Genomic DNA, 22,361 nt, shown 5'->3' with positions numbered 1-22,361 from the left:
GCCTCCCTTGACCATCATCTGGTGGTTCAAGGGAGGCGATAATTTTTGCCGTTAGTCGCCAACGCCGCGGGCATGCAGAGCCTCACCCATCGCGCGGGCACGCCGGATGGAGCGAATGATCACCGGGGCGCCAAAAGCCAGTGGGGACATGCCAGCCCCGCGCGCTTTGCGGGCATCAAGCACCTCATAAACGGTTTCAAACATCAGCGGGATGAGCCGAATAGTCAGTGACATAGCCAAGCTGATGTTGTCAACAGGCACGCCCAGACGCGCCAGCGGCTGCAGCGACTCTTCCAAAGACTCCATGATTTCATCTACCGTGGAGGTCAGCGTGAGCAGGAACGCGGCCATCATGGCAGCGAAGACATTGAGGAACATCACCGCCGCATAGTCGAAATCTTTAGCCCACCATTGGAAGCCGGCCAGGGGGACTAGGAAGAGGAGTGGCGGCCAGATCTGGCTCCAGGCAATGTGCGGTGGGATCCGGGCACAGGCATAGAGGATGACAACGAAGATGACACCGCCTGCTGCCCACGGAATGGACTTGAAAAAGATGCTGGTGACCAGGATAAAGATTAATAGGAATGCGATCTTCCAACTGGGCTTGATTCGGTGAACAAAGCTAGTGCCGTCTACATAGACGGAGAGCGGGAGATTCGTGCGTCGTTGCAAAGCTATTCTCCCTACAGCGGCCGCCGGGCCATGAGGTCTTGATAGAACTCTATGACCTCCGCCGGCCGGCCATCCGCGGCGATGCGATGGTCATCGATGCAAATGACCCGCTCAAAATCGCGCAGAAAGTCTAGATCGTGCGTGACCACAATCAGTTGCTGTTCCAGTCGTGCGAATTCTCTTTTGATCCGATCGCGGTTACGCAGGTCCAATAGGGTAGTGGGCTCATCAGCGATGATGAGAATCGGGTCGATGACCATGACGGCTGCCAGGGCAAGGAGCTGCTTTTGTCCGCCGGACAGCGTGTGTGGCGAGCGTTCACCAAACTCGGCGAGCCCAAATCGTTCGAGGGTGGCATCTACTCGGGCGGTGCGCTCGTGCTTAGGTAGCTTAAAGCGGCGTAGCGAAAAGGCCACATCATCGCGCACATTTGGCATGACAATTTGGTTTTCGGCATCAGAAAACACAAAACCTACCTTTTCGCGCACCTTTTTGCCCTGCTTGGCGACGTCCATCTGGTCCATCGTCACCGTGCCCTCACTGGGCTCACCCAATCCATTAATGAGCCTAGTCAAGGTGGACTTGCCACCACCGTTTTGGCCGATAATGCCAATGCGCTGTTCAGTGAGGGTGAGGTTGATGTCCTCGAGGACCACGGTGCCATCAAAAGCCACGGTGACCGAGGAAAAATCAATGGTCGGCACTAGGAGGCCTTCCGTCCCATCAGATCAGGGAAGGCCGCATGCACGCCGAGGGCGATAATGACGGCTACCACAAGCTTGCCGGCATCGACGGGAATGAAAGGAAGTTGCGCCGCGAAGGCCGGTCCAATATCCAAGCCGGAGCGGATCATCAGGCCAAAGGCGCCGCAGATGTACTGGACGGCAAGGCCCACGATTGCAGCGATGGCAAGTACGACGGCCATGCCGCCTTTGTTCTTAGGGGAGCGGTAGGCGATTGCACCGGCTACGGCTGGTGAAAGAACGTAGCCAATGATGTATCCGGCGGTAGGACCTGCCAGTGCGCGCAACGTGGTGCCGCCACCGGCCAGCACAGGTAGCGCAAGACCAAGGAACAAGAAAAGCAGTCCTACGTATCCGCCGCGCTTGCTACCCAAAATCAAACCTGCGAGGATGAGCGCGGCGTTTTGTAGCACGATCGGAACGCCAGCAGAACCCACTGGTATGGATACAAAGGCGAGCACGATGACGAGGGCGGTAAAGACGGCAACGTAGGCGATGGTGGTTGCCAGAGAGTTCTTTTTCATGTTCAAGAGGTTAGCACTGCGAGAAAAATGCAGGAAATCCCGGTTTTTGAACGGCGTTCATGCACGCTCCAGGAAGCTCGGTTGTACAGCTATGCAAGGTTGGTTCGCCGTCATCTGTTGGCGTGCTGGCACCTCAACCCAAACGCTGAGTAGGATGGCGCGCATGCGATTGACCGAGTATCACCAGCTGATTGTGGATGAATTTGGCGAGTCTAAAGGCAAGTGGATAAGCCACTCGCATGTCTTGCCTGACCTCGGGGCAACGCCGGATGAACTTATCGAACGCGGCGTCGATCCCCGTCGCGTTTGGCTGAGCCTGTGTGATGACTTTGATATCCCTCAAGAGCGCAGGTTGGGTGTAGATTACCCAAGTTTGTAGGGGAGGGAGTGCCGAAAAGCTGGCGTGTCTACTTTCGAAATTCGAACAGATGTATGTAGTATGACGGAAGTGTCGATGCAGTCGTCTACAGTGGGATGGCGTTGACGGAGGGAACCGATTGGGTTCCGCGACAGTCTAATTATGCGTTAGTACATCGTCGTTTAAGATAAGGATGAATATTAATGGCAACCAAAAAGAAGTCTTCTTCTGCCGTGTCTAAGGGAGATGACCGCCAAAAGGCGCTTGATGCCGCCATGGCCATGATTGAGAAGGATTATGGCAAGGGCGCTGTCATGCGCTTGGGCGATGATAATCGGCCGCCGATTAAGGCCATTTCTTCTGGTAATACCGCAATCGATGTCGCCCTGGGTATCGGCGGCTTCCCGCGCGGTCGCATCGTAGAGATTTATGGACCGGAGTCTTCTGGTAAGACCACCGTCGCGCTGCATGCTATCGCATCTGCACAAAAGGACGGCGGCATCGCCGCGTTTATTGACGCCGAGCATGCGCTCGATCCTCAGTATGCTCGCCTGCTCGGCGTAGATACCGATAACCTACTGGTATCCCAGCCAGATACGGGTGAGCAAGCCTTGGAGATCGCCGATATGCTGGTGCGCTCGGGTGCCATTGACATTATCGTGGTGGACTCCGTGGCGGCCCTTACCCCGAAGGCGGAAATCGAAGGCGAGATGGGCGATAGTCACGTTGGTCTCCAGGCTCGCCTTATGTCGCAGGCGCTGCGTAAAATGACCGGCGCTCTGTATAACTCCGGCACGACCGCAATCTTCATTAACCAGCTACGCGAGAAGATCGGCGTGATGTTCGGCTCTCCAGAGACCACCACTGGTGGTAAGGCGCTGAAGTTCTATTCTTCCGTACGCTGCGATATCCGCCGTATCCAAACCCTGAAGGATGGCCAGGATGCCATCGGTAATCGCACTAAGCTCAAGGTGGTAAAGAACAAGGTCTCCCCACCATTTAAGATTGCCGAGTTCGACATTATGTACGGCGAAGGCATCTCCCGCGAGTCCTCCATTATTGACCTCGGCGTGGAAAACGGCTTCATCCGTAAGTCCGGCTCCTGGTTTACCTATGAAGGTGATCAACTGGGTCAAGGTAAGGAGAAGGCACGAAACTTCTTGAAGGATAACCCGGATCTGGCCAATGAAATCGAGCAGAAGATTTTCCAGAAGCTCGGTATCGGCGAGGCAGCCGCCGAAGGCGAAGAAGCCGCAGCAATGGACGTTCCCGGCTCTGATGATCCCTTGACCGATGAGTCCGTAGACCTTGTTCCAAACGTCGACTTCGATGATGACTAAATTCGTTTAGCGCCATACCGACACTGCCCACATTCCAATTAAGACTGCCTCATGAATCAGCCCGCCCCCGAAAAGCTCGCCCGACTCCGTCAAGCCCTCGAGGCCTATGAGAGTGGCGCGGCTGGGGGCGGGCTTTTTGACCGAGAAGCAGAAGAAGCCAAGGCCAAAGTCCGCTCCCGAGCGTTGGGACTTTTAGACCAACGGTCAAGGTCCCGGCAAGAGCTGTATGATCGCCTGCTCAAAGCAGAATTCGAACCGGATGTCATTGAAGATGTACTGGATGATTTAACCAACGCTGGGCTAGTGAATGACGCCGCTTTTGCTCATGAATGGGTACGCCAGCGCCATAAGCGCCGAGGAAAGTCTGCTTCGGCGCTTAATAGAGAACTGCGCGAAAAGGGCGTAGGCGAGGCCGATCGCGCGGAGGCCCTCGAGCAGATCGACCCTGCCGATGAAGAAGCCATGGCACAGACTCTTGCGGAAAAGAAAGCCCGCTCCATTAAGGCCGTTCCTTCGGACCGCAAGGAGCGCGATAAGGCCCTTCGGCGAATCGTGGGTGTGCTTGCCCGCCGTGGCTTCAATGAAGGGATGTCATTGCAGATAGCGATCTCAGCGCTCGATGCTCGGTGCGCAGAATTGCGTGCGGAGGAATAGCGCTGCCGCGCGCGATTGCGCCGTTGTGGCGACGCTGCGGCGGTTATGAGATGCCTAGCTTCATGGCTAAACTATGCCGACGTGGAGCAGACAATCGCAGATAACCGTACCTATGAAGTCCGAACCTTCGGCTGCCAGATGAACGTGCACGATTCCGAGCGTATCTCTGGCCTCTTGGAGGAAGCCGGATACTCGGCCGCCGGCGAGGGCGTAGAGCCCGATCTCATCGTCTTTAATACCTGCGCCGTGCGCGAAAACGCCGATAAGCGGCTCTACGGGACCTTAGGCGCCCTCAAGAAAACCAAAGAAAACCACCCAGGTATGCAGATCGCCGTGGGCGGCTGCTTGGCGCAGAAGGATAAGGACACCGTCCTTGACAATGCGCCGTGGGTTGATGCCGTCTTTGGCACCCACAACATGGCGGCCCTTCCGACCTTGCTGGAGCGCGCCCGCCACAATGATGAAGCCCAGGTGGAGATCGTTGATTCGCTCGAGGCGTTTCCATCCGTATTGCCGGCCAAGCGTGAGTCTGCCTATGCCGGCTGGGTTTCAGTTTCTGTGGGCTGCAATAACACTTGCACTTTCTGCATTGTGCCGTCCTTGCGCGGCAAGGAAGAAGACCGTCGGCCCGGTGACATTTTGGCCGAAGTCAAGGCCTTGGTGGACCAAGGCGTATCCGAAGTCACCTTGCTCGGCCAAAACGTAAATGCTTATGGCGTCAATTTCGCCGATCCAGATCTGCCACGAGATCGCTTCGCCTTTTCCAAGCTACTGCGTGAGGTAGGCAAGATCGAGGGTCTTGAGCGTCTGCGGTTTACCTCTCCGCACCCGGCGGAATTTACTTCCGACGTCATCGATGCCATGGCGGAAACCCCGTCCGTGTGCCCGCAGTTGCACATGCCGCTGCAATCTGGCTCGGACAAGGTCCTCAAGGATATGCGCCGTTCTTATCGCACCAAGAAGTTCCTGCGGATTTTAGACGAGGTTCGTGAGAAGATTCCGCACGCCGCGATCACCACCGATATCATCGTGGGTTTCCCAGGCGAGACCGAGGAAGACTTCCAAGACACTATGGAATTGGTGCGCCGCGCTCGCTTTGCCTCGGCGTTTACCTTCCAGTATTCGCCGCGCCCGGGAACCCCAGCTGCGGAGATGGAGGACCAGATCCCCAAGGAGGTTGTCCAGGACCGCTTCGAGCGCCTCGTTGCCCTGCAAGACAGCATCCAGGCCGAGGAAAATCAAAAGCTTATCGGCACGGATGTGGAGCTTTTGGTGCAGGCCGGGGGCGGGCGCAAGAACGATGAGACCCACCGCATGACCGGCCGTGCGCGCGATGGCCGCCTGGTGCACTTCACCCCGGTTGACTCTGAAGGCTCGGATATTTCTGCCGAGATTCGCCCGGGCGATGTGGTCCATGCTCAGGTCACCGGTGCGGGCTCCTTCTTCTTGCTTGCCGACGCCGCCGTTACCTCCCACACGCGCACCAAGGCCGGCGACATGTCCGCTGCAGGGGAGACCCCTACCACCGCGCCCATCGGTGTGGGCTTGGGACTACCGTCCATTGGTAAGCCCGCTGCCGCGGAATCTGGCGATTCTTGCGGTTGCTAGTGGGGGAGTAGGCTAGGGAGCCATGACTGAGGCAAAATCCACCACCGCAGCACAGAACGCAGCTAAAGCCGAGCGCCGCGCGGCCCAGACGATGGACCTTGGCGGGCACAGGGTCACGTTGTGGATTGCGGTGGTGGCCTATATCCTCTACCTGGTTTTGCCTTACGCTGGCGCATCCCACGGCTGGGATGCGTTGACCTTCGGCACCACGTCTAGTGGTGTGAAAATTTCGATTATGGAAACTGTGTCCGCCTGGCTTGCACTCATTGGTCTGGGCATTCTTACTCCGGCGACGCTGTTCACCCGCCGAGCTACTCCGGGACTTATTGCTTGGATGCTCGTAACGGTGTCTTTCTTTGCCAACCTGTGGGGCTTTTGGTTCCGCGGCTCGACTGCTGATGGGGCGTCTATAGGCATGTGGATAGGAGCGTTGGCCACATTGCTGGCGTTTCTGGCCTATTGCATGGTGGCGCTGCGCCGCAGCCCCGAGCAAAAGGCGGCCGAGGCGCAGGTACGCGCCACTGCTGGTCAACTGGATGAGGTGGGCGAATTACAATCCAGTATCGACACCGCACCTCAGCAGGCGGCTTTTGCGGACAATCGCCGCAAACAGGCCGCTGAGCGCCATCGCGCCCAGCACGGCGAGTAGGTGCCCCATCCATTAAAATTCGGCGCGCTTTAAACGACTAGTTTCTAAGGAATAACTCCCACGCGGAAGAACGGGAGAGTTCTCGGGCACCCAGGCTGCGGTAGATGGCGTTCATCGCCTCATCCTTAGCAGCCACGGAACAGTAGCAGCGTCGCGCCTGAGGCCAATAGCGGGCAACTTCATGCAGCGCTGTGAGCTTGGCCAATTGCGCGAGTCCGCGGCGGCGATGTGGGCGATCGGTGACAGTGAGAGTCCACTCGCATACCGCAGGATTTGCGTCTTCGTGCCGAGCCAATTCTGTCAGTGTGAGGATATTCCCCTCATCGGCTGTGAGCGCGACGAGGAGCGTGTGGCCGCGGCGCGCACGCAGGCGGCTGTGGGCTTCGCGGAGCCGGGTTCGTGTCCACACGATGGGCTCCACCGTAAGGTCCCCGGTCTCAGCGTCCTTGGACGCTAGGCTAAGCAGCCGCATGACCTCGTCGATGTATTGTTCCGGGATATCATAATCGGGCCACACTCGAGCGGTAATTCCCGCTGGGAGCAGTGCTGCCACGGGGCTTTCCGGTATGTCCATCACCAACTGGTGCTCCGCATGCTTTTGCGTGAAGCCGAGCTCGCGGTAGATGCTTCCCATGGCGTCATAGTCTGGGTTCGTGCCTGGAGGATGCAAAAGACCCACGTGGGCTACAGTACGGCCGAGCTGCCGAGCGAGCTCCAGTGCCTTTGTCGCCATCCACTCGGCTATTTTCCGCCCCTTTTCATCGAGCTGTTCTCCGGGGAGAGGCAAATCGCACAGCACGCATTCAATTTCTGCGGCGTCGCGTTCTTCCAAGAGAGGCAAGCTGATGTGGATGAATCCCAGGTAATCCAGTTCCGGGCTCGGCTCTACTGCCGGAATGAGTGGCAGCCCAAGCTCGGAAACTTCCCCAAGGGTGGAGTTTCCCTCCACTACGGCAAAGAGATAGGTCTGGGATTCGCTAGAACCTTGCAGGCGCTGCACCACACGGCCCGGCGAGGTTGACGCTGCAGCATCGCCGCTGGCTTCTTGGGCAGCAAGGTTGGCCCAGAATACGAAGCTGCGGATGCAATCTGCGGGTTCTGTCGGCCGAGCGTCAACGGTAGCTGAGTGCGGCGGCCGCGGAGGCCGCGCAATGTGGACGAGGTGCACTACTTGTCATTGACGGCGTTAGCGGCGGCGTCGGCAAAAGCCTGCCACTGCTCGGCCTGCGCGCGCAGATCCGCGGCCTTTTTGGCATTGCCTTTAGCCTCAGCGGCCTCAGCTTGGGATTTAAACTCATCCACCTTGGCCTGGAACTGCGCTACGCGTGCCTGTGCTTCTGGGTCAGTGCGGCGCCATTCGGACTCTTCCGCCTCACTAACGCGCTGCTCTAGCGCCTCAATCTTGGATTCGTATTCGCGCACTTGCTTACGTGGAACGAAGCCAATCTCCTCCCACTTTTCCTGCAACTCGCGCAGCTTGGCCTTAGCTCCCTCGATGCCCTTGGAGGGATCAATCTGGTTGTCATATTCGGCGATAAGCGCGTCCTTGGCCTTCGCATTCTCCGCAAACTCGCGGTCACGCTCATCATTAACGGCGTTGCGTGCATCAAAGAACCTGTCTTGAGCGGCGCGGAAGCGGGCCCAGAGTTTATCGTCAACCTCGCGCGGGGCACGGCCGGCGGCCTTCCACTCGGTCATCAGATCGCGGTAGGCACGGGCGGTAGGGCCCCAATCGGTAGAATCTTGGATGGCCTCGGCGCGCTCGACCAGTTCTTCCTTCTTCTTGCGAGCGGCCGCACGGGCGCGGTCTAGCTCGGCAAAGTGGGAACCGCGGCGGCGGTTGAAGGAATCGCGGGCGCGGGAGTAGCGCTTCCACAGGGCATCATCGGTCTTGCGGTCAATGCCCTTGATCTGCTTCCACTCTTCTAAGATGGCGCGGATACGGTCACCGGCGGCTTTCCATTCGGTAGAGTTTTCGGCAATCTCTTCTGCCTCAGCAGCCAGCTTTTCCTTGGCGGCGATGGCTTCCGCGCGGCGGCGCTCCTTATCGGCTTGGGCTTGCTCGCCGGCTTCTACCGAGTGATCGATGACGGCGCTAAGGCGTTGGTCCAAGGCTGCGATATCGCCGATTACGGCAGCGGTGGGCAGGGTCTCGCGCAACTGCGCCGCGGTCTTTTTAATGCCGGCGGCCTCGCTAGGGTTGGCGCGCAGGCGAGCCTCGAGCAGTTCAATTTCGGTGGAGAGATCATCGTAGCGCGCGCCGTAGTGCTGGAGGCCCTCCTCGGGGGTGCCGGCCTGCCACTCACCGATCTTGCGTTCGCCCTCCGGAGCAGAAACGAAGACGGAACCATCCGCGTCGACTCGTCCCCACTTGGCCGGGTCATTCTTGCGTGGGGCCTGAACTGGAACAGGCTTTGCGGTGGGGCGAGGGCCCTTCTTGGGCATGGAACCTGGGGTAGGGATGGGAGACATGACAAGCCCTCCTATGCATAGATCGCCGCGCGTCACGGCTGCCGGATAAAATCACTGGATACATTACCGCGAATATCCCGTGCGCGCCCAGATTCTATTTAATTACCTCCACTTGGGTAGATAGTATGGAGGAATAATGTTCAATCTCATGGTAATGCCAGCCTCACCGGCGCTGGCCGTGGAGCTATCTGCTCATGACGCTGCCTCCCGCGCGCTGCTTGCCGCTGCCCGCACCCTCGCGGTGGAGGCTGCGGCGGCAGGCATAACGGCCGTCGATATTGTCGGCAGCCAAGATAATCGCTGGTACACCGCGCACACCGGCAGCTTAAAGGCGTGGGGTGCGGCTACAGATCTTGGCGGCGGTAATTTTCTGCCCGAGATAATGGCCCGGTACGTACTACACAGCGTGCCGCAGTTGCGCACACGGGCTAGCCGGGAGCGCATCGGCCAACCTGACCCAGAAGCGCTAACCGTCGTCGTGGCAGATGGCAGCGCGGGCCTGACCGAGCGCGCCCCCTTGGCGCTCGTTCCGGAAGCCCAGGAGGCGCACGAGTGGTGCGAAGAGGTGCTCATGGGGGCGTCGGCAAGCAAGGCAGGCGAGTGGCTCTCCCAGCGCGGCGTGATAGAGCCCGCGCTGTGGGAGGAATTGGCGAGCCTAGATCCTAAGAAGAAGCAGTTGTTCGCCACCGACGCTACCTTGGGCGTCGGCCGCTACGTTGCAGGCTGGGAGGTCTAATGCGCCCAATTGCAGTCTTTGGCCCTACCGCTTCCGGCAAATCCGCACTGGGGCTCGCACTTGCGCATGAACTAGACGGCGAGGTGGTCAACGTCGATTCCATGCAGCTCTACCGCGGCATGGATATTGGCACCGCCAAGCTGACCCCGGCCGAGCGCAAGGGAATCCCGCACCACCAGCTCGATGTTTGGGATGTGACCGACACCGCCTCCGTGGCGCGCTACCAACGCGATGCCATCGGGGACGTCGAGAAGATTATGGCCCGCGGCAAGACACCTATTTTGGTCGGTGGCTCCATGCTCTATGCCCAAGCGCTTGTCGACGACTGGCAGTTCCCGCCCACCGACCCCACAGTGCGCGCCAAGTATGAGGCTCGGCGCGTAGAAATCGGCACTGATGCCCTGCACGAGGAGCTGGCGCAGGTGGACCCGGCCGCGGCCGCCATCATTGAGGATAAGGATCCGCGCCGCACGGTCCGCGCACTTGAGGTCATTGAATTAACCGGCAAGCCCTATAAGGCCAGCCAGCCGCCGAAAGATGCTCCGCCGCGGTGGGGCACCCGTCTGCTCGGCCTTCGCACCACTGCAGACTGGCTTAATCCGCGCATTGAGCTGCGCACGCGCGAGATGTTTGAGCGCGGGCTCATCGAGGAAGTCGAGCGCCTCCAATCCCAAGGCTTGGTGGCCGATTCCACCGCCGGCCGCGCCATCGGCTATGCACAGGTATTCCAGGCCCAACGCGGCGAACTAAGCTGGGACGAGGCCGTCGAGCGCACCATCACGGGCACCCGGCGCTACGTGCGCCGCCAACGCTCCTGGTTTAGACGCGATAAGCGCATTAAGTGGTTGGATGCTGCGGGCGATACGACCGCCCAGGCGATGCGCGCGCTAGGGTAGGGGGCATGAAATTTGCCAAGGGCCACGGAACTGAGAACGATTTCGTCATCGTCGAGGACCACGCGGCAGCCACGCCGCTTGCACCCGAGCGCGTAGCGGCGCTGTGCGATCGCCGCGCCGGTATCGGCGGCGATGGGTTGCTGCGCGTCGTGCGCGCAGACGCCTTGCTGGCGGCCGGGGAGATCGAGGCCCTGGCCGAGGGCATCGCGCCCGATGACTGGTTCATGGATTATCGCAATGCCGATGGCTCCGTGGCGGAGATGTGCGGCAATGGCACTCGCGTCTTCGCCCATTGGCTGCGCTCACACGGCCTTGTAGAGGAGGACGAGTTCACCATCGGCACCCGCGCTGGCGCCAAGCAAGTTACGGTGCATTCGTGTGATGAGCATGCGGCCGAGGTCACCGTGGAGATGGGTCCGGCCGAAGTAACTGGCGTATCCACTGCGTCTATGGCCGGTGAGAGTTACGCCGGCCTAGGCGTCGACATGGGCAACCCGCACCTTGCGGTCGTGGTGCCCGGGCTGGACGCAGACAGCCTTGCGGCCAAGACCTTGGAGCAGCCGGTCATCGATGCGGATTTCTTCCCAGCTGGCGTGAACGTTGAGCTGGTAACCCCACTGCGCGATGGTCACGTACACATGCGCGTCTTCGAACGCGGGGTGGGAGAGACGCGCTCTTGCGGCACCGGCACCGTGGCGGCCGCAACCGCCGCGCTTGCCGACGCCGCCGTTGACCACACCACTACCCCCCACGGCACCGTGCACGTGCAGGTGCCCGGCGGTGAAGTCACCGTGGAAATCTATGAGGGCGGCTCGCGTTTGACCGGCCCGTCCGCCATCGTCGCCACCGGCGAGACCGCGCTCTAGACCGCAGCCTGCGTGGTTAGTGCTTAGGCGCTGCGTCCTTCGCCTTCCTCGAATGCTTGCTCTTCGAGGGCTTGGCGGCGCAGCGCACGATTTTTCACTTCATTCTTTTCGTACTTCGGCCCAAGCGTGAAGGCAGCACGGCGGGCGGACAACCACGTTTCTTTGAGCTCGCGAGCGCGCTCATCGGTAACCTTGAGCAGCGATTCCAGCTCATTGGTGCTGATTTCTTCCGCGTTAACGCGCAGGTTGAGTCGGCGAAGGAAGCGCCGTGCGCCGGAAATCTCGTAATGGAAGGCCTCGATTGTGGGATCGGAACAATCCAAATCTAATAGCGCCGGCCGGTAGAGCGTGCGGTCCGCAATTTTTTCCGCCGCCTCGGAGGATTGGAACTCCTCGTAGTCCGCCATGACGTCTTCGATGTCTTCGGCCGAGAGCCGAATAGAGCTGCGCAGTGCCGCCTGCTCCGAGGCGTCCGGCCGAGTATGGAGCATGAGTAGCGCTGCGGCAATAAGCAGTGCCGCGATGAAAACCCCGGGGATTTTTAGGGTCGTCACAACCGCCACTGATCCCAATAGGATCAGCACGAGAACCAGCACGCGGCGGTTTCTCGCATTTTCAGGGAAGGGCATCCACACAGCTATTCCACTCGTCCTTCGGGTTGTCCTTAGTGCCCGCCGCAGCCACAGCCACCGGAGCCGCAACCACAGCCTGCGCCATCGCCGCACCCACCGGAGGGCAGTTCAATGGAGGCCGTAAGCATGGCGGTGCCGGCCACAACAGAGTCCTTCGCGGGCAGCTCGCCGCCCCCCGCTGGCAGGCATAGGTCGAAGGGGAAGAGGCCATCCATGACGAGGTGGGCGAATTTCTCGCCGGTGAGCTCATTGGTACGCCACTCAGATTCCATGACGCGCGCCGCAAAGGTTGCAGCCGGGGTGGGCACTTCCGCACCGGAGCCGGAGGAAATCACCTTTGCCCCCGCGGACTCGAAGAGCGCTGGGAACTCGCCCTCGGCCGCCTCATAGGCATCGGCAGACTCGTAGGTGCGCACATCAAGACCCATGGCGGTCAGGGAAATCTGTTGCCATTGCTGCAAGGGTTCGTCGGCAAGCAAAGGCCCCTGCGCCAAGTTTGCAGTGGCCTGGGCAATGGTGGTGCCAAAGGGATCGATAATTTCCAGCAGTGCGAGGACATCGTTGACCATTTCCACGTGGGCAAACCCCTGGGTAACGGCATTGAACCCAATGAAGGTGGCAAAAGGCTCCACAGCAAGGATATTGAGCTGCGCGCCCGATGGATCGGTGAACTGAATCAGCTGGCCGCCGCGTACCTCACCGGTTACGGCCAAGCGGTCGCTGGCGATAGCGGCCTCGACGGCATCCTGCCAGCGCTCGAAATTGAGGCCAATAGCCTGCATCTCGGTATTCTGCTTCACCCCAGTGTCCTTAACGTTCATGCCCGCCATTGTATCGCCTTGTAGGCCCAGCCCAGAATCCGCAATTCCCGCTTTCGGCCGCAACGTGCCAAAATGAAGGGTAGTATGACCGAATTTTCCCAGCATAATAACGACGATCTCCTCGCCCGCGCCTTCCGCGATAACGACGCCCCAACCGCACCAGAGGCGACGCCCACAACCGGTGACCTTGACCTAGCCGAACGCAATGCTTTCCGCCGCGTCACCCGTGAGACCACCATCCGGGCCGAGGACACCACCGACGGCTATGAGGTGGAGTACCGCAAGCTGCGCCTTGAGCGCGTCATTTTGGTTGGCGTGTGGACTGAGGGCACCGTGGCCGAGGTGGAAGCCACCATGGACGAGCTGGCGGCGCTGACCGAAACCGCCGGTGCCGAAGTCGTAGAGATGATCTACCAAAAGCGCGATAAACCTGACTCCGGTACCTTTATTGGTTCCGGCAAGGTTCAGGAACTGCGCGACATCGTTGAGGCCACCGGCGCCGATACCGTGGTTTGCGATGGCGAGCTCAACCCCGGTCAGCTCACCGCACTCGAGCGTGCTCTCAATACCAAGGTCATTGACCGCACGATGCTCATCCTTGACATCTTCGCTCAGCACGCCAAGTCCAAAGAAGGCAAGGCCCAAGTGTCCTTGGCGCAGCTGGAATACCTCTATACCCATACCCGCGGTTGGGGCGGCAACCTTTCGCGTCAGGCTGGCGGCCGTGCCGGCTCCAACGGCGGCGTGGGCCTGCGTGGTCCTGGTGAGACCAAGATTGAGACCGACCGGCGTCGCATCCGTACGGAGATGGCCCGCCTGCGCAAAGAACTGCGCGCAATGAAGACCGCGCGCGAGGTCAAACGCTCCAAGCGGCAGCGCTCGACCATCGCCCAGATTGCGATTGCCGGTTATACCAACGCCGGAAAGTCCTCGCTCATTAATGCCATGACCGGCGCCGGCGTGCTGGTAGAGGACGCGCTTTTTGCCACCTTGGATCCCACCACCCGTCGTGCCACGCTTGCCGACGGCCGCCAAGTCGTCTTTACCGATACTGTCGGCTTTGTCCGCCACCTGCCCACACAGCTCGTCGAGGCCTTCAAATCCACCCTCGAGGAGGTGTTGGCCGCCGATATTATGTTGCACGTGGTCGACGGCTCTGACCCATTCCCGCTCAAGCAGATCGAGGCGGTAAACCAGGTAATATATGACATCGTCTCAGCAACCGGCGAGCAAGCACCGCCCGAAATTATTGTGATCAATAAGATCGACCAAGCCGATCCGCTGGTACTTGCTGAGTTGCGCCACGTTCTCGACCACGAGGATGTTGTCTACGTATCCGCGCGCACGGGTGAGGGAATCGATGAGCTGACCGCGCGCGTAGAGCTTTTCCTCAACTCCCGCGATAGCCACGTAAAACTGCAGGTTCCCTTCACACGCGGCGATATTGTGGCACGCGTACATGCCGAGGGCACGGTGCGCCACGAGGAATATACGGCCGATGGCACGCTTGTCGACGTCCGCCTTCCCGGACCCACCGCCCGCGAGCTCGCCGAATTCATCGTGGAGGAAGTTTCTTAAAACCGGCTCGGGTGATCCATAATTAAGGCTCGTGAGCTTAAAAGGTTGGACTGTCCACGGAGACGGTAAAAGGATTGCACCGGGCGCGGTCGTAGCGCCGGAAGAACGACTTAGTTGGGGTCGTACCATCGGCATCGGCATGCAGCACGTGGTAGCCATGTTCGGTGCCACGCTGTTGGTTCCTACCCTGACCGGATTCCCCGTCAATACGACGCTGCTCTTTTCCGGCCTCGGAACCATTTTGTTCCTGCTTATCACCCGCAACCGGTTGCCGTCTTACCTCGGCTCTTCCTTTGCGTTTATCGCGCCGCTCTCGGCTTCGCAGCAGTACGGTATCGCCGCGCAGGCAGGCTCCATTCTGGTTACTGGCCTCGTCTTGGCCGCGGTGGGTGTGGCCGTAAAGATCGCCGGCCGTCGCGTGCTTGATGCCGTCATGCCGCCGGCCGTGACTGGGGCGATTGTAGCGCTCATCGGCCTGAACCTGGCACCGAATGCGGCCGAAAACTTTGCCTCCCAGCCGCTCGTGGCGGCGGTGACACTGCTCGTCATCCTGCTTGCTACCGTCGCCGGGCGCGGCATGGTCTCGCGCCTATCTATCCTGCTCGGTGTGGTCGCTGGCTGGGTCTTTGCTGCGCTTACCGGCAACCTAGGCGATGACGCCGTCGCGGCCATCGATGCCGCTCCGTGGGTAGGCTTGCCGGAATTCCACGCGCCTTCCTTCAACATTTCCGCCATCGCCGTGGCGCTTCCTGTGCTGGTGGTGCTCATCGCGGAAAACGTCGGTCACGTCAAGGCCGTTTCTGAAATGACCAAGCGCGACTTGGATGACTTGGCCGGTGACGCGCTGATTGCCGATGGTCTCGCGTCCACCCTTGCCGGTGGTTTCGGTGGCTCTGGTACTACGACCTACGCCGAAAACATTGGCGTGATGGCTGCCACCCGCGTTTATTCCACGGCCGCGTACTGGGTAGCAGCCTTTACCGCCATCCTTTTGGCTTTCGTGCCGAAGTTTGGAGCACTGATTTTTACTATCCCGACCGGCGTTCTCGGTGGCGCCTGCATCGTGCTTTACGGACTCATCGGCATGCTGGGCGTGCGCATCTGGATGGACAATAAGGTCAATTTCAATAATCCGGTCAACCTGACTGCGGCCGCAGTGGCACTCATTGCCGGCATTGGCAACCTGACCTTAACTGTTGGCGGGGTCTCCCTCGAGGGCATTGCTTGGGGTTCGGTGGGCATCATCGTGGCTTATCCGAGTATGAAGAAGCTGTACGATTCCGTCGGCGAGGGCCATAGCGCCAAGTACTAACTTCCTAGCTGTGGATAACTGCCCGTCGCGCGGCCGCGGTGGGCATTGTTGTTGACGAGCCAACGCGGGTTATCCACACCGCGCCGGTGCGTGGCTCGCGCAGGCTTGCGGGCGCTGTTTAACTCAGCGGCATGACCGCATTGGACGCATACTTAAACGCTGTGAGCGCCGGCATGGACATCGTCGCCGCCGCTCAAGGCCTTAGTGATCGCCAGCTCATCGCGCGTGGAGCCTCCGATATAGCCGCGCGCGACCTGCTGCGTTTGTGCGATACCTACTTTGGCCGGTGCGGCTTTTCTGCCAAACAACGGGCGGCGCGGCAAACAACGCATTCCCTCGACGTGCTGCTGCTCATTGAAAAATATGCCCTGCGCTTGCCGACGCAGCGCGACGCCTGGACCCTGCGCTCCGAACTGTGTGCCTTTCGCGGTAGCGCCACGGCACTGGAAAAGCGAGCTCGGGCGTTGGTACGCGAACTGCGCCCGCGCCGCGCACCAGAAAAGGGCGTGCGCATTACCCGTCGTTCCGGCGGCCCGTGGTCGTTGACCATTACCGGGGACTCGGCCGATGTGGCGGATATGCATGCCGCATTAGATGCCAATAAACCGTTGGAATCTGCCAAAGACCTCTTTTTCGGCAAGGCGGATGCGTCGCGCACAACGGTGACGACACAGGTGGTTCTCACCCTTGACGAGCTCGACTGCATAGTCGACGGTGGCGGCGAGGAAATCACCCTCCAGCTCACCAACGGCGCTCGAATGACAGGCGCGGAGCTGGTGGCACGCACACTAAGCGACCACGGCTATGTCACCCTCGTACACCCGCACGAGGGGCCGGTAAACCTTTACCGAACCTCGCGGCTGGCCAATGACAAACAGCGGCTGATGGCGGCTGCGGTCAATCCTGTCTGCCCCTGGGATGGCTGCAACTTTCCCGCCGATAAATGCCAAATTCACCATCTAAGAGCCTGGAAGCACGGCGGCGAAACTAACGCTGCGAACCTCATGACGTGCTGTCCTTACCACAACGGCGTTAACGACGATGACCCTAATGCTCCGCCTAGCCGAGGCCGACTTGCCCGGGTGCGCGGGCAGGTGACATGGGTGCCACCGTGGGGATAGGTGGCGTCGGAAAGCGAAAAGCTCCCCACCGCACGGGTGGGGAGCCTAAAGTCTAACCGTTTTAGAGCTTAGGAAGCATCCAAGTCCTTCTCGATGAGAGCAGCAATCTTTTCCACTGCTTCTTCGTTATCAGAGGTAACGGTCACCTCATCGCCCTGTTCTGCACCAAGAGCCATGATCATCAGGGAAGAGGCAGCGTCGGTCTCATCCTCATCATCGTCACCGACGAGGTTAAGGAAGATATCCTCATCGAACTCGCCAGCAGCGTCCGCGATAATGGATGCGGGACGTGCGTGCAGGCCTACGGAGGAGCCAACCTTTACAGTCTTGGAAGCCATGGAATTATCCTTTCTTACGGGGATTTTTACAATCCAGTGTACGAGTGTTTGGGTTATGCCGCCACGTTCTGGGCGGCTTCTTCGACGGCCTTATTGGGCCAGAACTGCTTCATCGCCAGGACCGCTGCGGTCGAGACCACCACGCCGGCCGCAATGGCAACGAGGTAGCCCCAGAACGGGTCGATGGCGAAGAAGACGAACACGCCACCGTGCGGAGCACGGGAACCGACCGACAGGGCCATCGAAATCGCGCCAGTTACCGCGCCGCCGGCCATCATCGAAGGGATGACGCGGAACGGGTCGGCCGCTGCGAACGGGATAGCACCCTCGGAAACGAAGGACAAGCCCAGCAGCCAAGCAGACTTGCCGTTTTCCTGCTCGGCAGGGGTAAACAGCGACTTGCGGATGAACGTGGCTAGCGACAGTGCAATCGGTGCAACCATGCCGGAAGCCATGACGGCGGCCATGATCTGCATGGAGGATTCGTCACCGGTGGAAAGCCCGGCCGTTGCGAAGAGGTAGGCGGCCTTATTGACTGGGCCGCCCAGGTCGAAGCACATCATCAAGCCGAGGATGATGCCAAGGAGCACGGCCGAGGAGCCGGACATAGACGATAGCCAATTTTGCAGGCCGTCCATGATGGCTGCCAACGGTGCACCCAGCAGCAGGTACATTGCAAGGCCGACGATTAGCGAGGTAAGCAGCGGGATGATGACGACCGGCATGAGCGAGCCCAGCCAGCGTGGCACCTTCCAATTGCCAATCCACATGGCGATAAAGCCCGCCAGAAGACCGGTTACCAGGCCACCGATGAACCCAGCGCCCAAAGTGACTGCGATCGCGCCGCCCGCGAAGCCTGGGGCGATGCCCGGACGGCCGGCGAGAGCGTAGGCGATATAGCCCGACAGCGCGGCGACAATAAAGCCCATAGCCGCTTGGCCGACGGCGAAGAGAACAGCGCCGAGATAGAGCAAGAACCCGGAGCGCTCGAAGTGCATGAGTTCGCCGTCAACGGTCACGTCATGGCCGGGGAGGTTGCCGAGCGAAAAGTCCGTCGATAGTGCCTGCCACCCATTTGCCATATCGGCACCACCGAAAAGGAAGCCGAGGGCGAGTAGCAGACCACCGGCCGCAACGAACGGGACCATATAAGACACGCCGGTCATAATGGCTTGCTGGATGCGCTTGCCCCAACCAAGAGACTTGCCTTCTTCTTCCGCATTGGCGCGGGTAGCAGTGCCGGAGACCTTGTGCGCGTGGGGGTTGTGCGCGGCTGCGATCGCCTCGTCGAGCATCGTGCCGGGTTCATTGATGGCGCGTTTGACGCCAGACTCGATAACCGGCTTGCCAGCGAAGCGCTCGCGATCGCGCACGCCGACGTCCGTGGCGAAAATAACTGCATCGGCCGCGTCGATGGTGGCTTGAGAGACAGACTCATTATTTGACGAGCCTTGGGTCTCTACGGTCAGCGCGACGTCGTCACGCTCGGCCGCGGTTTGGGTCAGTGCGTCGGCGGCCATATAGGTGTGTGCGATGCCGGTGGGGCAGGCAGTAATGGCCACGATGCGGGTGACATCGGCCGAAGATTCGGTGCTAGCTGGAGCTGCGGCCGAGGAAGCGCCGTTGGCTGCTGCAGCGCCGGCCCCAGCCCCGGCGGCGCCAGCGGCGGTTCCTGTCGATTCAGAGACCGGCTTCTTCTTTGGCTTTTCTGCGTTGACTACGTCCAGTACGAGACGGACGATTTCTTCCTTGGTGGGTGCGTTGCGAAGTGCCTCGAGGAAGTCCTTGCGCACAAGGGCGCGGGCCAACTTGGACAAAATTTTCAGGTGGGCCTTGCCGCCACCGGCCGGAGCGGCGATGAGGAAGACCAACTGGGCGTCGCCGTCAGGGCCGGAGAAATCTACACCGCGGCTTAAGCGGGCGAACGCGAGGGTGGGTTCTGTCACGGCTTCGGAGCGGCAGTGCGGGATGGCAACGCCGCCGGGCACGCCGGTGCCGGCTTTAGCCTCGCGGTCGATAGCGGGCTGGGCTAATCCGGCGATGTCGGTGGCTCGGCCGGTGTCATGCACTAGCGTGGCTAGGTTGGTAATGACGGAGTCGACGCTGTCGCCAAAGTCGGCGTCAAGCGCGACAAGATCGGTAGTGATGAGTTCGGAAGCCATGTTAGGGCGCTCCTGAGGCTAGCGAGTGAGCGGATGTATTAGCGATATCGATTTCTTCTGGGTGGGGAAATTGTGTGCCCTGCTTAGAGGCAGCCGCGGTTCCATAGGCTACGGATCGCGCAAGACTATCGGCCGGTGAATTACCAGCGGTGCGACCAAGAAGGTATCCGGCGAGTGCGGCGTCTCCGGCACCTACGGTGGATTTCACCGTGGCTGGAGGGGGAGTGGCGGCCCAAGCACCATCAGCGGTAACCAGCACAGCGCCGGCGCCGCCGAGAGTGACAAGCACTTCTGCGATGCCTTGCTTGACGACGTCCCGTGCCGCGCGAACCACCCCCGAATAATCGCCGCGCGCGGCCTGCTCTTCCAGTTCGCGGCCGTCGGTACCGGTGAGCTGGCCGAGTTCTAGACCGTTGGGCTTAATCAGATCAGGTGCCGCAGACTCGAGGTTTTCACCGATGGCCTGCATTGGTGCATCGGAGGTGTCTACAGCGATGCGGGCCTGTGGTGCGGCCGCGCGGACGGCGGAAATGAGGTCACAGTACCAATCAGTATCCACGCCGCGTGGCAGGGAACCTGCCAGCACAACCCAGTCGGCCGCGAGTGCGCGGGCGGTAAGCGTGGAGGTGATGGCTTGGGCGTCGGCGTCGGAAAGCACGGGGCCTGGGCCATTGACCTTGGTAGTGGTGCCATCGGGCTCTGTGATGGTGGTATTGACGCGTATGGAACCATCCATGGTAATGGCAGAGGAGGGCAGTCCCGCCGAGTGGATAAGATTCAGGAAGGAATCGGAGTCGTGGGCTGGAAAAAGCGCTAAGGATTGCTCGCCGGCCAGGTGCACGGCATGGGTGACGTTTACGCCCTTTCCACCAGCAACCTGTGTGACTTCGCTAGCGCGGTGGACATCACCGGAGGTCAAAGGCTCGCTGAGAACAAGGGTGGCGTCGATACTGGGATTGGGGGTCAGCGTGAGAATCAAGTCGTCCCTTTCGCAGGTTGTATATTGGGGGCCGAACGCCGTTGGAGAGAACCTTAGGGCATGGCCCGCCCTTAATGTTGATTCTTGTCCGATTGTGTCCGAAAGTCAACAGAATTCCTGTGGTATACATTGCTTTTCTATCCGATTTGTGGTGTTCTGGAAGTTAATAAACCGCTATCTTCGAAGGAAGTACGCTCATGGAAAACGCGTCTGAGTCCACAATTAAAGGCACCGGAGTCGTTGCTGGAGTCGCCTACGCTGAAGCCGTGTGGGTCCGCCCTCGCCCGGCCCTGCCAACCGAGGGAAGCATCGACCCAGAGCAAGCGAGTGAATCAGAATATGACCGCTTTCTTGCGGCCATAGATACGGTAGCTGGCCGCTTAGAGCAGCGTGCAGCCGCCGCAGAAGGTCAGGCGGCGGAAGTTCTCACCGCAACGGCCGGCATGGTCAAGGACCGTGGCTGGCACAAGGCTGTGCGCAAGAATATCCGCACCGGTAGGAATGCGGAGTTCGCTACTGTCGGTGCCACCGATAAGTTTGTCACCATGTTCGAGGCTGCCGGCGGCGTGATGGCCGAGCGCACCACCGACCTGAAGGATGTGCGCGACCGCGTCATTGCAGAGCTGCGCGGCGAGGATGAGCCAGGGCTGCCGTTGGTAGACGGCGAGGCCGTGCTCTTCGCTGACGACTTGGCCCCGGCCGATACCGCGACGCTGGATACCAAACACATCAAGGCACTTGTTACCGAGCTGGGCGGTCCCACGAGCCACACGGCTATCATCGCCCGCCAGCTGGATATCCCGTGCATCGTGGCGGTCGGCTCTGCGTTGACCGATATTGAAAGCGGCACGCTGGTATTCGTAGATGGCGCGGTTGGCACCGTGACCTGTGGCGCCGACGAAGAGGCTTCTACCAAGGCAGTGGCCGAGTACCGCGAACGCGCAGCACGCGTTGCCCAGTGGCGTGGACCTGCTGAAACCAAGGATGGCCACCGCGTGCAGTTGCTTGCCAACGTTGCCGATGGCAACGCCGCCCGCATCGCTTCCGAGTCTCAAGCAGAGGGCATCGGCCTATACCGCACGGAGTTGTCCTTCCTATCTGCTAGCGAGGAGCCAAGCGTAGAAGACCAAGCCAAGATTTATGGCAAGGTATTCAACGCTTTCCCCGAATCCAAGGTTGTCGTGCGTACTTTGGATGCTGGCTCCGATAAGCCAATCTCTTATGCCACGCTGACCTCTGAGGAGAACCCAGCCTTGGGCGTGCGCGGATTGCGCATCGCGCGCGATAACGAGGCTTTGCTAACCCGCCAGCTTGACGCGATTGCGCAGGCGGCTGAAGCCCGCGACGAAAACGCCTCTACTTGGGTTATGGCTCCAATGGTGGCGACCTCCACCGAAGCGCAGTGGTTTGCCAACCTGTGCCGAGAGCGCGGACTGACCGCCGGTGCCATGATTGAGGTGCCGGCCGCGGCGCTCATGGCGGATAAAATTATGCCGCACCTTGACTTCGTGTCCATTGGTACCAATGACCTTACCCAGTACACGATGGCGGCGGACCGCCTTTCTCCGCAGCTTGCTTACCTCACCGACCCATGGCAGCCGGCGGTGCTTCGCCTTATCCAGCACACTTGCATCGTGGGCCAGGCCAATAACGTCGCGGTGGGTGTATGCGGCGAAGCGGCGGCGGACCCGATGCTAGCGTGCGTCCTTACCGGTCTGGGCGTAAATTCGCTATCTGCTGCTTCGACTGCAGTGGCAGGCGTTGGTGCTCAGTTGGCAGAAGTTTCCCTGGAACAGTGCCAGCAGCTTGCTGAGGTAGCGCTGGACGCCGAGAGCCCAGATGCTGCCCGCACCGCAGTGGTGGAGCGCATGGAGTCCTTCGCCTAACTGGGCGGTAGGGT

22 protein-coding genes are annotated in these 22,361 nt (G+C 60.3%); 12 read left to right on the top strand and 10 right to left on the bottom strand.

Translation table 11 applies throughout. The annotated features are described in order from the left end of the window. Nucleotides 1–51 precede the first annotated feature (51 nt). Genes L8V01_RS01435 through L8V01_RS01425 form a run of 3 tightly spaced genes read right to left on the bottom strand, consistent with a single transcriptional unit; the run spans nucleotide 52 to nucleotide 1,939 of the window. Complete coding sequence (locus tag L8V01_RS01435; protein WP_269945384.1) at nucleotides 52–672, bottom strand: energy-coupling factor transporter transmembrane component T family protein; 621 nt, start codon at nucleotides 670–672, stop codon at nucleotides 52–54. A gap of 11 nt (nucleotides 673–683) precedes the next feature. Then, nucleotides 684–1,376, bottom strand: coding sequence for an energy-coupling factor ABC transporter ATP-binding protein (locus L8V01_RS01430; RefSeq protein WP_269945383.1), 693 nt, complete (start codon nucleotides 1,374–1,376; stop codon nucleotides 684–686). Further along, nucleotides 1,376–1,939, bottom strand: coding sequence for a biotin transporter BioY (locus tag L8V01_RS01425; RefSeq protein ID WP_269945382.1), 564 nt, complete (start codon nucleotides 1,937–1,939; stop codon nucleotides 1,376–1,378). The genes L8V01_RS01430 and L8V01_RS01425 overlap by 1 nt, the downstream gene beginning before the upstream one ends. A gap of 163 nt (nucleotides 1,940–2,102) precedes the next feature. Between L8V01_RS01425 and L8V01_RS01420 the strand changes: the two genes are divergently transcribed. From L8V01_RS01420 to L8V01_RS01400, 5 genes are all read left to right on the top strand, one after another. Next, complete coding sequence (locus tag L8V01_RS01420) at nucleotides 2,103–2,318, top strand: DUF3046 domain-containing protein (RefSeq protein WP_269945381.1); 216 nt, start codon at nucleotides 2,103–2,105, stop codon at nucleotides 2,316–2,318. A 182-nt stretch (nucleotides 2,319–2,500) separates the two neighbouring features. After that, nucleotides 2,501–3,637, top strand: coding sequence for a recombinase RecA (gene recA, locus L8V01_RS01415; RefSeq protein WP_269945380.1), 1,137 nt, complete (start codon nucleotides 2,501–2,503; stop codon nucleotides 3,635–3,637). 51 nt (nucleotides 3,638–3,688) lie between these two features. Beyond that, nucleotides 3,689–4,291, top strand: coding sequence for a recombination regulator RecX (gene recX, locus L8V01_RS01410; protein ID WP_269945379.1), 603 nt, complete (start codon nucleotides 3,689–3,691; stop codon nucleotides 4,289–4,291). Nucleotides 4,292–4,336: 45 nt separating this feature from the next. Next, nucleotides 4,337–5,899 (top strand): tRNA (N6-isopentenyl adenosine(37)-C2)-methylthiotransferase MiaB, encoded by a 1,563-nt coding sequence (miaB, locus tag L8V01_RS01405; RefSeq protein ID WP_269945378.1) that lies wholly within the window; start codon nucleotides 4,337–4,339, stop codon nucleotides 5,897–5,899. A 22-nt stretch (nucleotides 5,900–5,921) separates the two neighbouring features. After that, the gene (locus L8V01_RS01400) at nucleotides 5,922–6,548 is read left to right on the top strand and encodes an Rv2732c family membrane protein (protein WP_269945377.1); all 627 of its coding nucleotides are present in this window, start codon (nucleotides 5,922–5,924) and stop codon (nucleotides 6,546–6,548) included. 37 nt (nucleotides 6,549–6,585) lie between these two features. On the opposite strand, the gene L8V01_RS01395 is transcribed toward L8V01_RS01400, so the two are convergent. Both L8V01_RS01395 and L8V01_RS01390 read right to left on the bottom strand, forming a co-directional pair. Then, entirely contained in the window at nucleotides 6,586–7,716 is a 1,131-nt protein-coding gene (locus tag L8V01_RS01395; RefSeq protein WP_269945376.1) for a GNAT family acetyltransferase, read from the bottom strand. After that, nucleotides 7,716–9,020 (bottom strand): DUF349 domain-containing protein, encoded by a 1,305-nt coding sequence (locus L8V01_RS01390; protein ID WP_269945375.1) that lies wholly within the window; start codon nucleotides 9,018–9,020, stop codon nucleotides 7,716–7,718. The genes L8V01_RS01395 and L8V01_RS01390 overlap by 1 nt, the downstream gene beginning before the upstream one ends. A 136-nt stretch (nucleotides 9,021–9,156) precedes the next feature. Here L8V01_RS01390 and L8V01_RS01385 point away from each other — a divergent pair, with 136 nt between their 5' ends. Genes L8V01_RS01385 through dapF form a run of 3 tightly spaced genes read left to right on the top strand, consistent with a single transcriptional unit; the run spans nucleotide 9,157 to nucleotide 11,518 of the window. After that, on the top strand, nucleotides 9,157–9,756 hold the full coding sequence (locus L8V01_RS01385) for a hypothetical protein (RefSeq protein WP_269945374.1): 600 nt from the start codon (nucleotides 9,157–9,159) through the stop codon (nucleotides 9,754–9,756). Continuing rightward, nucleotides 9,756–10,652, top strand: coding sequence for a tRNA (adenosine(37)-N6)-dimethylallyltransferase MiaA (gene miaA / locus L8V01_RS01380; protein ID WP_269945373.1), 897 nt, complete (start codon nucleotides 9,756–9,758; stop codon nucleotides 10,650–10,652). The genes L8V01_RS01385 and miaA overlap by 1 nt, the downstream gene beginning before the upstream one ends. 5 nt (nucleotides 10,653–10,657) lie before the next feature. Continuing rightward, entirely contained in the window at nucleotides 10,658–11,518 is an 861-nt protein-coding gene (gene dapF / locus L8V01_RS01375) for a diaminopimelate epimerase (protein WP_269945372.1), read from the top strand. Between the two features lie 23 nt (nucleotides 11,519–11,541). On the opposite strand, the gene L8V01_RS01370 is transcribed toward dapF, so the two are convergent. Together L8V01_RS01370 and L8V01_RS01365 are read right to left on the bottom strand one after the other, a co-directional pair. Further along, nucleotides 11,542–12,147, bottom strand: a complete 606-nt coding sequence (locus L8V01_RS01370; RefSeq protein WP_269945371.1) for a hypothetical protein — start codon at nucleotides 12,145–12,147, stop codon at nucleotides 11,542–11,544. Between the two features lie 35 nt (nucleotides 12,148–12,182). Beyond that, entirely contained in the window at nucleotides 12,183–12,980 is a 798-nt protein-coding gene (locus L8V01_RS01365; RefSeq protein ID WP_269945370.1) for a hypothetical protein, read from the bottom strand. Between the two features lie 75 nt (nucleotides 12,981–13,055). Between L8V01_RS01365 and hflX the strand changes: the two genes are divergently transcribed. From hflX to L8V01_RS01350, 3 genes are all read left to right on the top strand, one after another. Next, the gene (gene hflX / locus L8V01_RS01360; protein WP_269945369.1) at nucleotides 13,056–14,549 is read left to right on the top strand and encodes a GTPase HflX; all 1,494 of its coding nucleotides are present in this window, start codon (nucleotides 13,056–13,058) and stop codon (nucleotides 14,547–14,549) included. 31 nt (nucleotides 14,550–14,580) lie between these two features. After that, nucleotides 14,581–15,861, top strand: coding sequence for a uracil-xanthine permease family protein (locus L8V01_RS01355; protein ID WP_269945368.1), 1,281 nt, complete (start codon nucleotides 14,581–14,583; stop codon nucleotides 15,859–15,861). Between the two features lie 131 nt (nucleotides 15,862–15,992). Continuing rightward, entirely contained in the window at nucleotides 15,993–16,982 is a 990-nt protein-coding gene (locus tag L8V01_RS01350) for an HNH endonuclease signature motif containing protein (RefSeq protein ID WP_269945367.1), read from the top strand. A gap of 68 nt (nucleotides 16,983–17,050) precedes the next feature. On the opposite strand, the gene L8V01_RS01345 is transcribed toward L8V01_RS01350, so the two are convergent. Genes L8V01_RS01345 through L8V01_RS01335 form a run of 3 tightly spaced genes read right to left on the bottom strand, consistent with a single transcriptional unit; the run spans nucleotide 17,051 to nucleotide 20,461 of the window. Next, nucleotides 17,051–17,320 (bottom strand): HPr family phosphocarrier protein, encoded by a 270-nt coding sequence (locus L8V01_RS01345; RefSeq protein WP_023021375.1) that lies wholly within the window; start codon nucleotides 17,318–17,320, stop codon nucleotides 17,051–17,053. A gap of 53 nt (nucleotides 17,321–17,373) precedes the next feature. Beyond that, nucleotides 17,374–19,482, bottom strand: a complete 2,109-nt coding sequence (locus tag L8V01_RS01340; RefSeq protein WP_269945366.1) for a PTS fructose transporter subunit IIABC — start codon at nucleotides 19,480–19,482, stop codon at nucleotides 17,374–17,376. Between the two features lies 1 nt (nucleotide 19,483). Next, nucleotides 19,484–20,461, bottom strand: coding sequence for a 1-phosphofructokinase family hexose kinase (locus L8V01_RS01335; protein WP_269945365.1), 978 nt, complete (start codon nucleotides 20,459–20,461; stop codon nucleotides 19,484–19,486). A 197-nt stretch (nucleotides 20,462–20,658) separates the two neighbouring features. Between L8V01_RS01335 and ptsP the strand changes: the two genes are divergently transcribed. Next, nucleotides 20,659–22,347 (top strand): phosphoenolpyruvate--protein phosphotransferase, encoded by a 1,689-nt coding sequence (gene ptsP, locus L8V01_RS01330; protein WP_269945364.1) that lies wholly within the window; start codon nucleotides 20,659–20,661, stop codon nucleotides 22,345–22,347. Nucleotides 22,348–22,361 lie beyond the last annotated feature (14 nt).

The organism is Corynebacterium curieae (assembly GCF_027570035.1).
In the GTDB taxonomy this organism is placed as follows: domain Bacteria; phylum Actinomycetota; class Actinomycetes; order Mycobacteriales; family Mycobacteriaceae; genus Corynebacterium; species Corynebacterium curieae.
Note: the sequence above shows the minus strand (reverse complement) of the source record. Positions and strands in the feature narration are given on the sequence as shown.

Bases quoted from the DNA above. Each gene is read 5' to 3' on its own strand.
- L8V01_RS01425 (WP_269945382.1), bottom strand. From the start codon at position 1,939: ATGAAAAAGAACTCTCTGGCAACCACCATCGCCTACGTTGCCGTCTTT.
- L8V01_RS01420 (WP_269945381.1), top strand. From the start codon at position 2,103: ATGCGATTGACCGAGTATCACCAGCTGATTGTGGATGAATTTGGCGAG.
- recA (WP_269945380.1), top strand. From the start codon at position 2,501: ATGGCAACCAAAAAGAAGTCTTCTTCTGCCGTGTCTAAGGGAGATGAC.
- recX (WP_269945379.1), top strand. From the start codon at position 3,689: ATGAATCAGCCCGCCCCCGAAAAGCTCGCCCGACTCCGTCAAGCCCTC.
- miaB (WP_269945378.1), top strand. From the start codon at position 4,337: ATGAGATGCCTAGCTTCATGGCTAAACTATGCCGACGTGGAGCAGACA.
- L8V01_RS01400 (WP_269945377.1), top strand. From the start codon at position 5,922: ATGACTGAGGCAAAATCCACCACCGCAGCACAGAACGCAGCTAAAGCC.
- L8V01_RS01390 (WP_269945375.1), bottom strand. From the start codon at position 9,020: ATGTCTCCCATCCCTACCCCAGGTTCCATGCCCAAGAAGGGCCCTCGC.
- L8V01_RS01385 (WP_269945374.1), top strand. From the start codon at position 9,157: ATGTTCAATCTCATGGTAATGCCAGCCTCACCGGCGCTGGCCGTGGAG.
- miaA (WP_269945373.1), top strand. From the start codon at position 9,756: ATGCGCCCAATTGCAGTCTTTGGCCCTACCGCTTCCGGCAAATCCGCA.
- dapF (WP_269945372.1), top strand. From the start codon at position 10,658: ATGAAATTTGCCAAGGGCCACGGAACTGAGAACGATTTCGTCATCGTC.
- L8V01_RS01370 (WP_269945371.1), bottom strand. From the start codon at position 12,147: ATGCCCTTCCCTGAAAATGCGAGAAACCGCCGCGTGCTGGTTCTCGTG.
- L8V01_RS01365 (WP_269945370.1), bottom strand. From the start codon at position 12,980: ATGGCGGGCATGAACGTTAAGGACACTGGGGTGAAGCAGAATACCGAG.
- hflX (WP_269945369.1), top strand. From the start codon at position 13,056: ATGACCGAATTTTCCCAGCATAATAACGACGATCTCCTCGCCCGCGCC.
- L8V01_RS01350 (WP_269945367.1), top strand. From the start codon at position 15,993: ATGACCGCATTGGACGCATACTTAAACGCTGTGAGCGCCGGCATGGAC.
- L8V01_RS01345 (WP_023021375.1), bottom strand. From the start codon at position 17,320: ATGGCTTCCAAGACTGTAAAGGTTGGCTCCTCCGTAGGCCTGCACGCA.
- L8V01_RS01340 (WP_269945366.1), bottom strand. From the start codon at position 19,482: ATGGCTTCCGAACTCATCACTACCGATCTTGTCGCGCTTGACGCCGAC.
- ptsP (WP_269945364.1), top strand. From the start codon at position 20,659: ATGGAAAACGCGTCTGAGTCCACAATTAAAGGCACCGGAGTCGTTGCT.